General features: G+C 31.7%; 12 protein-coding genes. 4 read left to right on the forward strand and 8 right to left on the reverse strand.

The window, feature by feature from the left end; translation table 11 throughout:
• Positions 1–48 precede the first annotated feature (48 nt).
• On the reverse strand, positions 49–579 hold the full coding sequence (locus tag ABW636_RS17110) for an NADPH-dependent FMN reductase (protein WP_367591289.1): 531 nt from the start codon (positions 577–579) through the stop codon (positions 49–51).
• Between the two features lie 8 nt (positions 580–587).
• The gene (locus tag ABW636_RS17115; RefSeq protein WP_367591290.1) at positions 588–1,007 is read right to left on the reverse strand and encodes a MarR family winged helix-turn-helix transcriptional regulator; all 420 of its coding nucleotides are present in this window, start codon (positions 1,005–1,007) and stop codon (positions 588–590) included.
• 148 nt (positions 1,008–1,155) lie between these two features.
• Here ABW636_RS17115 and ABW636_RS17120 point away from each other — a divergent pair, with 148 nt between their 5' ends.
• Positions 1,156–1,722 (forward strand): hypothetical protein, encoded by a 567-nt coding sequence (locus ABW636_RS17120; RefSeq protein ID WP_367591291.1) that lies wholly within the window; start codon positions 1,156–1,158, stop codon positions 1,720–1,722.
• 21 nt (positions 1,723–1,743) lie between these two features.
• On the opposite strand, the gene ABW636_RS17125 is transcribed toward ABW636_RS17120, so the two are convergent.
• The 3 genes from ABW636_RS17125 to ABW636_RS17135 all read right to left on the reverse strand — a co-directional run bounded on the left by ABW636_RS17125 (position 1,744) and on the right by ABW636_RS17135 (position 4,947).
• Positions 1,744–3,057: a DEAD/DEAH box helicase gene (locus ABW636_RS17125; RefSeq protein WP_367591292.1), complete on the reverse strand. Its 1,314-nt coding sequence runs from the start codon at positions 3,055–3,057 to the stop codon at positions 1,744–1,746.
• A gap of 15 nt (positions 3,058–3,072) precedes the next feature.
• Positions 3,073–4,419, reverse strand: coding sequence for a DEAD/DEAH box helicase (locus tag ABW636_RS17130; protein ID WP_367591293.1), 1,347 nt, complete (start codon positions 4,417–4,419; stop codon positions 3,073–3,075).
• Positions 4,420–4,497: 78 nt separating this feature from the next.
• Positions 4,498–4,947, reverse strand: a complete 450-nt coding sequence (locus ABW636_RS17135) for a KTSC domain-containing protein (RefSeq protein ID WP_367591294.1) — start codon at positions 4,945–4,947, stop codon at positions 4,498–4,500.
• A 140-nt stretch (positions 4,948–5,087) separates the two neighbouring features.
• Between ABW636_RS17135 and ABW636_RS17140 the strand changes: the two genes are divergently transcribed.
• The 3 genes from ABW636_RS17140 (at position 5,088) to ABW636_RS17150 (ending at position 8,444) form a co-directional block, all read left to right on the forward strand.
• A complete protein-coding gene (locus ABW636_RS17140) occupies positions 5,088–6,143 on the forward strand; it encodes a helix-turn-helix domain-containing protein (protein ID WP_367591295.1) in 1,056 nt (351 codons plus the stop codon).
• A 91-nt stretch (positions 6,144–6,234) separates the two neighbouring features.
• Positions 6,235–7,518, forward strand: a complete 1,284-nt coding sequence (locus ABW636_RS17145) for an NTP/NDP exchange transporter (RefSeq protein ID WP_367591296.1) — start codon at positions 6,235–6,237, stop codon at positions 7,516–7,518.
• Complete coding sequence (locus tag ABW636_RS17150) at positions 7,515–8,444, forward strand: aldo/keto reductase (protein ID WP_367591297.1); 930 nt, start codon at positions 7,515–7,517, stop codon at positions 8,442–8,444. Before ABW636_RS17145 ends, ABW636_RS17150 begins: the two co-directional genes overlap by 4 nt.
• A 6-nt stretch (positions 8,445–8,450) precedes the next feature.
• Here the strand turns inward: ABW636_RS17150 and ABW636_RS17155 are convergent, their stop codons facing one another.
• The 3 genes from ABW636_RS17155 to ABW636_RS17165 form a co-directional block, all read right to left on the reverse strand.
• Complete coding sequence (locus ABW636_RS17155) at positions 8,451–9,371, reverse strand: DMT family transporter (RefSeq protein WP_367591298.1); 921 nt, start codon at positions 9,369–9,371, stop codon at positions 8,451–8,453.
• Positions 9,372–9,468: 97 nt separating this feature from the next.
• The gene (locus tag ABW636_RS17160; protein WP_367591299.1) at positions 9,469–11,397 is read right to left on the reverse strand and encodes a right-handed parallel beta-helix repeat-containing protein; all 1,929 of its coding nucleotides are present in this window, start codon (positions 11,395–11,397) and stop codon (positions 9,469–9,471) included.
• 127 nt (positions 11,398–11,524) lie between these two features.
• Positions 11,525–11,704, reverse strand: coding sequence for a YfbK domain-containing protein (locus tag ABW636_RS17165; protein WP_367591300.1), 180 nt, complete (start codon positions 11,702–11,704; stop codon positions 11,525–11,527).
• Positions 11,705–12,116 lie beyond the last annotated feature (412 nt).

Below are 12,116 nucleotides of genomic sequence, written 5' to 3' on the forward strand. Positions count from 1 at the left end.
GAAAAATTGTTGTTATTACTTTTAAGAAATTCTCATCTATAAATCGTATTAAATTGCTTTTTCGAATAATCTAATTTTACTATCTAGCTCTGTACTCAACTCCTCATTATTAATTTTATTTTCAGAGAAATTATCATAAAATGATGGTAATGAGAAGTCGGCAATTATATTTGCTCCCATATAAGGAAAAGATGTCTTTGCTCCCTGCAATACTGTAGCTCCTCCTCTACCTCCCGGTGATGTTGCCATCAATAACATAGGTTTGTTTTTCCAAACTTTTTGATTAATTCGAGATAACCAATCATACGCATTCTTGAAAGCCGTTGCATAAGAACCATTATGTTCTGCCAATGATACCACCAAACCATCAGCAGATGCGATCATTTCGTTTAATCTATTGGCATCTTCTGGTATTCCTTTTTCTGTTTCTAAATCAATACCATATTGAGGTAAATTAAAATCATTAAGATCGATTACGACTGTTTCTGTATCCTTGATTTGATTAGCCGCATAGGTCGCTAATGTTTTATTAATAGATTTTTTACTATTACTTCCTCCTATTGCTATTATTTTCTTCATAACTATAACTATTGTCCTTTTAGTTTTTTTATTAATTGTGCTAATTTTTCTAATTCTTTTTGGTCAAGATTATTATGCATAGGTTTATGAAAATCTTCTACCTTCTTGTCTAATTTTAATAGTAAAGCTAACCCTTCATCTGTAATAACAATATCCATTTTCCTTCTATCTTCACTACACAGGGTTCTTTCGACAAGTCCTTTTGCTGCTAACTTGTCTACTATTCTGGTTACATTACTAGATCTCTGTACCATAGATTCTAGTATGGTATTTACAGAAACCGGCTTTCCCTTTGCACCTCGTAATATTCGTAAAACATTAAACTGTGGTTCATAAATATCATACTCTTTAAGTTGCTTAGACACAGAATCGGTAATCCAGTGACCGGTTCTAATAATTTCGAAAATGGCATTATAATATTTATTCATAACACATACATAATTTGTATATACAAATATATAGATACTTGATTAATAGAAGAAAACATTACCATTATTTTAACCTTTTAATTTTTAAAACATCAGAAAAAAAGGAAAATTCCCTTCTTTTATTTACATTTGATAACAATCATTTATTATGGGCTATATTGGTAATTTTTTTGTTGCAATAGATCAATTAGGTAATGTAATTGCAGGCGGCAACCCAGATAATACCATTTCATCACGTGTTGGATACTATACCAATCATCATAACCCCGACACCAAAGTTCCCTTACAATGGAGAATATTTGAAAAAATTATTGATTTTACATTTTGGCCCATCGATGGTCCTCATCACTGTCATGAAGCTTTTCATAGCGATGCTGGTGAGACTTTTGACAAAAACACCAAAAACGTTTTGGTAGCAATCTTGGCCGCATTACTGATTATACCAAGTTGTATACTAATCGCAACTCTTTTATATATTCTCTATTTGTTTAGAATAGTATCTCCTAGAGATGTTAACAGAAATAACAATATTAAAAACCGTTTACATTTGGCTAAGGCTAAACTTGAAGGTACACTGCACGAACTAAATGAACATAAAGTTGTAGTTGATGATGAATTAAGACAAGATGCATTGGCCACTATTCTAGCTGCACAAAAAGTATCTGACAAAATAAACGGAATGTTACGTTTAAAAAAAAGAGCAGCACAGCAATAAACTATTTATACGCCAATCTATCTATTTTAGAATTGTAATACGAACTTTTTTCTTCTTTAGTCTGCTATTATTTAATTTATCTGCAAGGTCTTTTGCAATAGATACAGGAACCGCTACAAAAGTACAATCCTGTTTTAATTCGATAACACCCAATTGATCTTTCTCTATATTACCCTGTTTAAAAAACAAGCCGGCAATATCTCCTTTAGAGATTTTATCTTTCCTACCACCAGAAATAAATAATGTTTCCCAATGTTTAGTTTTTCTTATTTCCCGACTTGTTATATCTGCCTCTTCTGTTTCTGGTATAAAGTCTCGTAATCGTTCTTCTTCCCATTTTAAAATATAAGCTGTCCCCTTTTCATTAACTCTTGCCGTTCTGCCGTTTCTATGAGTAAATTCTTCTTTTGAGTATGGGAGCTGGTAATGAATAATAAATTTCATTTCTGGAATATCGATTCCTCTTGCCGCCAAATCTGTTGCCACTAATAGTTGATTCGTACCATTTCTAAATTTTATTAAAGAACGTTCTCTATCTTTCTGTTCCATGCCCCCATGAAAGACGCCATATTGAATGTTGTTTTTATCTAGAAAGGAACTAACATCCTGAATACTATCTTTAAAATTGCAAAATATGATCCCGGGTTGATCTCCCAAATGATGCAAAATAGCTACGAGACTTTGTAATTTATCTTTTGTAGGAGAAGTAACCGTCTTAAACGTTAATTTTGACGTTGTTTCTGTTAGGTAATTTATCGTTACTGGTTGATTGAGTTTTACAAAACCAGGTACAGTTACCCCTTGTGTTGCCGATGTTAATATGCGTTTAGATAAATTTGGTAACAATTCGATAATATTTTTCATTTCGATTTCAAACCCCACTTCCAACGATTTGTCGAACTCATCAAGTACCAACGTTTTGATATGAGCTGTAGAGAATCTTTCTTGTCTTAAATGATCTGCAACCCTACCAGGAGTGCCAACTAGAATTGAAGGAGTGTGTTTTAGTTCTAATTTATCTTTTGAAGTTGCTCTACCACCATATACAGCATTTACCTTATAACCAGATCCCATAGTGCGTATCACCTGTTCTATTTGTATAGCAAGTTCTCGTGATGGCACTAAAATAAGCGCCTGAATTTCTTCACAATTTGCATCCAAACTATCTATCACAGGTAATGAAAACGCTAATGTTTTTCCTGTACCCGTAGGCGAGAGTAAAATAGTGTTTGGATGAACCCCTATTACTGCAATCGCCTCTTTTTGCATAGGGTTTAACTGATCTATATTCAGTTTTTTTAGAATTTCTGCTTGAGACCTAATTATATTAGCCATATCTATTTAAACCGATTAACGTTTTCTTTTTTTTAATCCTTTATTATCCTCTTTAGAGGGAGTATTAGATTGATTTTGCTCTAAATAATGAGCTAAAACCTTATCTACCAATTCGTCTTTGGTAAGGTGATGAAAAACGGTATGTACTTTTTCTTTAAAATCTGTTGAAATCTCTCGATTCGGTTTCGTTTTAAATATTTTTTTTGCCCATAATAGTGTATTATTTTCTTCTATACTTTGCGGAGTTGCTTTTTCAAATTGCTGAAACGATATCCCTAATTCATCTTCAAAATCTGGAATTTCATATTCTTCTTCTTTCTGTATAATTGTCAAAGACATTCCCTTCGCACCCGCTCTTGCGGTTCTACCACTTCTATGTACATAAGTTTCATATAAATCTGGTAAGTGATAATGTACAACATATTCGATTTCTTTTACATCGATTCCTCGTGCAGCCAAATCTGTAGCTACCAATATTTGTATATGACCATTTCGAAATTGCTCCATAATCCTATCACGAATTGGTTGTGATAAGCTACCATGAAGTGCCCCAGAAGAAAATTTATGTATCGCAAGGTTTTTTGCAAGTTTATTAACTGCCGCCTTTGTTTTACAAAAGATAACACCTCGTTTTCCTTCTTTAGAAGTTAAAAAATGCATCAATACGTCTAGTTTTTCAATAGGTTCTACCACAACATATCGATGATCGATACCCTGATGCCCCATCGTTTTCATATCAGAACTTACTTGAACGACATGCTTAGACATATAATTCTGTATCAACTGCTTAATCGTACCTGGCATGGTAGCAGTAAACAAAATAGTTCTGCGTTTCTTAGGAAGTTCTTTTGCTATTTCATCAAGACCATCTTTTAAAGAAGTTACCATTTCATCGGCTTCGTCCAACACAAGACAACCCGCCTCTTTTATAGAAATAGCTTTTCTTTTTACCAAATCAATCAAACGACCTGGGGTGGCAACAACAATGTGTGTTTCCTGTTTTAAACGCTCTATTTGCGGTTTGATAGGAATGCCGCCACAAATCGATGCGATAGAAACCTTTGGCAAATAAGTCGCAAAGGATACTAAATTAGAATAAATTTGTTGTCCTAATTCTCGTGTTGGAGCAACAATTACTACCTGAATAGAAGTATTTTCAGTATCAACCAACTGTAATAAGGGTAAACCAAATGCAGCAGTTTTTCCCGTCCCCGTCTTTGCCAACCCAACAAAATCTTCTGTTTGATTTAATAAAACCGGAATCGCTTTACTTTGAATATCTGTCGGGCTACTAATATTCAAATCTGTGAGCGCTTTTTGAATTGGTTCATTAAGACCTAATTCTGAAAACTGTTTAGACATAGTGGGTAAGTTTAGGTAAAGATAGTTACTCTATACAAATGAATTACAATAATATAAGTTATTAACTTGTAGTTTTATTTATGCTTCTTGAAGCGTTTTTTTTGATTTTCTATACAGATATGAATTAAAAATATTTCTTTTAGCAAATCTATGTAGCTTATCAGAATTAACCATTTTTATATATACATTTTTGGGTACACCAAAATACTCATAAGTAGTTCCGTCCAAAAATGTAATCTCTAATAACATTCCTTTATGCTGATAATCTAAAATCCCTGATTGAGATATCATAGCTGTATATTCTTCTAGGTTAGCTGCTTTTGTTTCTGGAGCTATACTTACTAAGAAATGATAACCATCAATAATTTGTCTACTCTTTATTTCTGCAATCTCTTTTTGAGGGTCACCATCTTGAAACTTATCTGGATGCCATTCTTTTACTAAATCTCTATATGATTTTTTTAATACTTTAAGATCAATAGTATTTTCTATTGAGAACAACTTTTTATACTCTTTTATACGTTTCATTAGTAGGGTCTATGAATTGAAGGCGCGAAACTACACCTTTTTATTATAATCTAGTTCCTTTTTTACAGGAATGCTTCAATAAAAGGTAATTACAAATAAATTGATAATAATTTTGTATTTTAATACTTAAATAAAAGAAATTGAAGGCTTTAAAAATATCAAAAGAAATTGAACTCTTATTAGGAAGCTTTGGTGCTATCCAAAGTGCTTTTTTAACGATTTATATCTACTTCGGAAAAAAACACCATACAGCAAACACACTTCTTTCTCTTTTCTTTTTTCATATTACGATTAGAATAATTAAATCTTTGCTATGGGTATATCTAGATTACATACCTGATTGGTTTATAAATATTGGGTTTATCGCTCATTATGGTACTGCCCCACTCTTGCTTTTATATTTTCATTATTATATGAAACAAAAAAAATGGCAAAGAATCCATACGCTTCACCTTATTCCTTCGATACTACTACTCCCTTTTATTTTTAGAATGAATGGGGACAACTTTTGGTATCTTGGTGGGTATTCTTTTTTATTATATCATCAATTAATATATACTCTTGTAACTTTTGGTGTTTTGATTGGCTTTTTGATAAAAAGAGATAAAAGAACAGATATCATTGATAATAAAAAAAGATTTTGGTTATGTATCTTATTTTTAGGTACAGCGAGTATACAATTGGCTTATTTTTCAAATTATATTTTAGGTTTATCTCCTTATTTGGCTGGACCAATCATTTACGCTCTTTTTATCTATGTTATAGCATTTTATGGATTTCTACACCCTTCTGTTTTTGTGCAAAAAAACAAAGACTTAAAATATCAGAACATTAATATTACCCAACAGGAGTTTATCTACTATAAGAATGAAATTGTTAGAATAATGCAATTAGAACAACCTTATATAAATGCTACTTTTACCTTGGATCAACTTTCTAAACAAATCTCTCTTCCTCCTTATTTGACATCTCATATTATTAATAAAGGATTTACTACTAATTTTTCTGATTTCGTTAACTCCTATCGTATTCATGAGGCAGCGGTCAAACTAATTTCTCCTACATATAATCATATCAAAATCTCTGAAATTGCTTATGAATCGGGATTTAATACTTTATCATCTTTTAACACCTCTTTTAAAAAAATAAAAGGAATGACTCCCACTCAGTTCAAAAAAATGCACATTCTTAAATGATTGATTTATAAATCAGTCGCTCTTATTTATAAATCAATCATCGTTTCTCATTTCTAATTATCAATATTGAGCTATCAAAAAATAGCTCTTTATGAATTCATATTTAATTAATATAAAGCCAGGTGAGCAAAAACTTGTTGTATGGTCCTTTCTATATTTTTTTGTTTTATTAGCTTCTTATTTCATACTAAGACCATTACGTGATGAGATGGGTATTTCTAATGGAGCATCAAACATGCAATGGCTTTTTACAGGTACATTTTTAACAATGATTGCAATGGTTCCTCTTTTTGGTTACCTTACTTCCAGGTTTAAAATTAGTACGGTACTCACATCATCCTATTTATTTTTTATTTGCAATATACTCTTGTTCTATTACTTCTTTTCTGAAGGACTTTTTTTGAAATTACTACCCATTATATTCTTTATCTGGCTAAGTGTTTTTAACTTATTTGCTATATCTCTTTTCTGGAGTTTTATGGTAGACATATATACAAATACACAATCTAAACGGCTATTCGGAATCATATCTACAGGAGGAAGTTTAGGGGCAATTGCAGGGCCATTAATTGCTTCATCATTATCAAGAACATTTGGTATAGAAAACTTATTTCTATTAACCATCATCTTTTTGTGTATGAGTCTAATTGCACTAAGGAGAATAATGCAATTAGCCCCCAATCAAAACTCAAAACAAATTCTGAAAAAATTCAAAGACAATCGCTTAACAAAAAGAACTTTATTTGATGGTATAAAGCTTGTCATATCCTCTAATTACTTAAAGAAACTCTCATTATTCATCATATTATATACATGTACATCTACTATCCTATATTTTGAGCAAGCTACTATCGTAGAAAAAACAATTACCAATAGCATAGAAAGAATTCAGTATTTCTCTACGGTAGATTTAATTACAAATTCACTTACTATAATAGGGCAATTTTTTCTAACCAGTAGGATTATTAAACAATTTGGACTCTCAGTTACTTTAAGTTTAGTTCCGGTTGTTTTGGGTATAGGTTTTATTATATTAAGTACAAAAACTACATTATCTATTCTAATGATTTTAATGATTCTACTTAGAGTTGGAAATTATACCACGCTAAAGCCTGGAAGAGAAATATTATTTACAGTTAGTAATAGAGAAGAAAAATACAAAGCCAAGAATTTTATTGATACTGCTGTCTATCGTGGAGGAGATGCTTTCTCTGGGTGGTTTTTTACAATTCTTATTACTATGGGAATGGGGTTACCTTCAATTGCAATTGTAGCCGTTCCTATTGTATTACTATGGGGATATACTGGTTTTTTATTAGGAGATAAAGAAATGAAAGTATCAAAAAATAAAATAAATCTAAACGCTACAAAATGAAAAACATATCACGACGAGAAGCGACAAAATTAATAGCATGTTCATCTATAGCTGCATTTGCAATTCCTTCTATGTTGAACGCTTTCAATACAGGTAGTAAAATGCTTAAAAGAAAAATTCCTTCTACGGGCCAACCACTTTCTGTAATTGGCTTAGGTACCTGGCAATCATTTGATATAGGAAATAACTCAAATGATAGAGAACGGCTTTCTAATGTATTACTAACAATGAAAAAACATGGTGGGCAAATGATTGATAGCTCTCCTATGTACGGTAACTCTGAAAAAGTTGTTGGAGATCTTACCACAAAACTCGAAATCCAGAAAGACTTTTTTTACGCCACAAAAGTTTGGACTACTGGTAAGCAATCGGGTATCGCACAAATGAAAAGTTCTCTCAAAACAATGAATAGAAAAAAGATGGATTTAATGCAAATACATAATATCGTTGACTGGAAAACGCATGTAAAAACCTTAAAAAACTGGAAAGAAAAAGAGATTATAAAATATTGGGGAATTACACATTATACCAATTCATCTCATGACCAACTCTCAAAAATAATAAAGACAGAAAAGCCAGACTTTGTACAATTCAATTATTCTATTGATAATCGACATGCAGAACATGAGTTAATATCGACTGCTGTATCAAACAACACAGCTATTATTATTAACAGACCATATAATGGTGGCTCACTATTCAAAAAAATAAAAAACAAACCACTACCAAAATGGGCTAAAGAATATAATATTAATAGCTGGGGGCAGTTTTTTTTAAAATATATACTATCAAACAAAGCTATAAATTGTGTTATTCCTGGTACATCAAAACCGCATCATGCTCTTGATAATATGATGGCAGGCTATGGGGTATTACCCGATGATACCGTCAGAAAAAAAATGTACAACCATTTTAAAAAATTATAAGTTCTTCTATTTTTTACTTTTTAGGGCAAGCATATTACCAGCAATAATTAAAAACATACCTATAAATGCATATACATCGGGTACATAGCCTTCAAAAATAGTCGAAATTGTTAATGCAATAACGGGTATAACCACAATAGTATATGATGCTTTACCTGCTCCTATTTTTCCTAATAGAGTAAGGTAAGCAGTAAAAGCAATAATAGAACCAAAAAGCGCCAAATATGTAAGTGAGAATATATATGATGTTGAAACATCAAAGTTTATAGATTTTCCTGACAAAACAGCAATGGTAAACATAGCTAAAGATCCGTATACCATCCCAAAACCATTGGTTTGTAGTACGGGTAACTTAAACTTTTGTTGGTTATAAGCAGAGGTAATATTTCCTAAAGAGGCAAAAATAATAGAGCATATACAAAAAATAAGTCCCTTGATCTGGTCATCGGTAAAATCAATTCTTCTAAATTCTGACTGATAAATGAGAACCGTACCCAACAATCCAAAAACAGCTCCTATAATGATATTCTTTTTTATTTTTTCACCTAGAAATAAAGCTCCAAAAAATATATTCATAAAAACTAATGTCGAAAATGCTACTGCAACCAATCCACTACTAAGGTATAATTCTGACATATATACCAACCAGTAATTTGCTCCAAACAACAATATTCCCTGAAGCGCAATTAAAAGGTGTTGATGCTTTGTGAATTTTAAAGGAAAATTTCTAATTTTTGAATATCCCAGAAGTAGCATTCCTGCCAAACCAAATCGATAAGATACAGATACAATAGGATCTACGTTTCCTAATTGAAATTTAATAATATACCAGGTAGACCCCCATATCAACGCAGGAATTATGAATAATAAATAGTTTGATTTATACACTACAGAAAGATTAAATGAGTTTTTGTATGAATCAAGCAAATATAAAATATTAATAAAACAAAACATCCCAATTCTAAACTATTAAAACAATACATTTTAATAGTTTAGAATTGGGGTGTAAATCTATTATTTTTTATTAATTACAGCTATTATTTGATAATGTAACTGCATTAGGAGTTGTCGAATCATTATTGATACAAGCATGTGAACCACTTGGTTTAAATACCGTATTATCTCTAACTGTTATGTTATTATGAGTTTCGAACAAACGAATACCATCACTAGCATTTGGTTTTATCACATTAGAAGAAATTACAGAATTGGTAGTATTTCCTATTTCCATACCACCCAAAACTTCATTATTGGTAAATATAATACCATTAGAATTTGATAATGTTACTTTTCTATTACCAGAAAACGTATTATTATCTAGAGTAACTGTAAAATCTTCTTCTCCACCTTTATTATTCATTTGTACAAACAACGCATGAAAACCACCAGATGTAATGTTATTTCCTTTTAGTTCTACATCATTATTGTTAGTATTTGTTGCTTGTATACCATTATCTGTTACATTAATAGTATTATCATGAATTCGGGTTTGAGTAGCTTTGCTTAACTGAATTCCGGATTTACAATTGACAATTGTATTATCGTGCACATAACAATCATGAGATCCTGACACTATTCCTAAAGAATACCCTTCTATAATATTTCCTGCAATTTCATTATTAAACACTGTTTCTCCTCGAGATGCCGAGAATACAGCCCAACTATCTACTGCGTGTCCAACGGCCTTGAAGCTATTATTTACTATTTTAATTCCCGAAACAAGTGAATGTACTACTCGTGTTCCTATAGTATTTCCTTCTACTGTGATGTCCTGCCCGATAGTTAAAGTAAGGAACCCTCCTCTACTACCACTTTCGGTATTTCCTTTGATAAGGACATCAAATACTCTTTGACGTTCCATCAGTTCGCCGGCATCATTTCGAAATCTATCAGGTTCTATATTGATAGCATATCCTACCTCACCTCCATCTGTATTTGCCGAGGGCTGACCAGCATCAATAAAAGTATTTCCTTCTATAACAATATCTCGTCCATCGGTAAGAGCAATTGCCATTCTTCTAGAATTCCTTATCACACAATTCTTAATAGTAACATTGGTGGTTGGGTTATAATCTGGATTAAAAGAAAATCCAAAAGAAAATATTGCAAAGGTTCCTGCAGAACCATCTTGGAAATTAACACCATCTATTACCACATTTTTTCCGGAATGAATAAGAAACAGGTGGCTACCCTCTAACCCATTATCATCTGGTGAAAATGTTCTTTGATCACGATCTCCATGAAAATTACCTCCTGTTACCGTAATATTCGATTCATCTCTTATAGCCATAATAGCTCCTCCTTGTCTATTATGCTCTCCTCCTGGATAAATACGAAGATGGGTATTCTCTGTCATTTCCAGATTAAAGTTAGAAGGAATATTAACAGCTTCTTTAGAAGGTCTAAAAACCTTATTAGAACTACCTGTAACTCTTGTTACTTCAAAAAAAGCATCCAATTTATTAATTCTAAAAGTCGTAGCGCCTAATGCACTGGTCATAAACATTACATTCTCTAATTTTGCTGTATTCTGCAAAGCAATATCAGAAGTAGTACTTCCTTCTGTAATATCCCATCGTACTGCATAAAATTTAAAAGCGGGATCGGAAAGTCTTACCTCACCTTTTACTTCTAGTTTATAACTTAACAATCTACCATCTATGGTTCCTCCAGCAAAAACTAAGGTACCGTTTACTATATCTCCTCCTTTAAATTCGAAATTCACATTTTCGGGAAGTGTAACAGTAGCTCCATCAAGATCTAATACACAATCTATAACTACAGTAGAGTTTGCGGTAATCGAAGAGGCATCAAAATTACAAGGTGTAGTAATAACATTTTCTGGTTGGTCAACATCAATTTCTTCTTGTACTTGTTGAAAGTCATCGTTTTTGGTACAAGACATTATCATAACATAGATAATGGTAACAAATTTTAGGTTAATTAATTTCATAGTTTTAAGGGGCTTTGTTATCAAATATAATAATTGCTACGAATAGAACAAAAGATCATTTATTATCTTTTTATCGATCTTATTACACCTTTATCTATAGTGTTGTTTTTCAAGCCCTATCCTATGACTACAATCCTTGATAATTATTTATTAACCTAATAAACTCTGATCGATATCCCTGATCATCATCACCTTTATTCGAATCAGCTAATGCAATAATTTGATTAATATCAGTATTCTTACAATATTTAGAATTTCTCAATTTCATTGCAAACCATCCTATAGAAGCAGCAAAATTAAAGTCTATAGAAGTAGCTTTTTATTGGTTGTTTTTAAAACATGATGCATCTATACACTTTTTGCTTTGGGTTTATTATATCCAAACTTAACTGTTAACAATTCATTTTCTAACAAATTATTGGTTTTAAAAGCTTAATATTTTAACTCAGAAACTTTTTTAAGGCCATTACTTTACTTTTCACCCCTATAGGTATTATCTCTGTACAAATTGGTTGCAGTATACCCTCTCGCTAACTCTCACCTTAAATAAGTAACCACCCTAAAGTAATTAGTCTCCATTTTTAATAATGAATATGATTATAGGGTTACCCATTTAGTTCGCAATGGTTTTTACTTGTTTGATAGTAACAGGCTGATGCATTACACATCGCTCTACTATTTTATCGAGTATTGATACTCTGTGATTTCTTCGGTTAAAT

Origin of the sequence: Aquimarina discodermiae, assembly GCF_040786235.1 — a bacterium.
GTDB lineage: Bacteria > Bacteroidota > Bacteroidia > Flavobacteriales > Flavobacteriaceae > Aquimarina.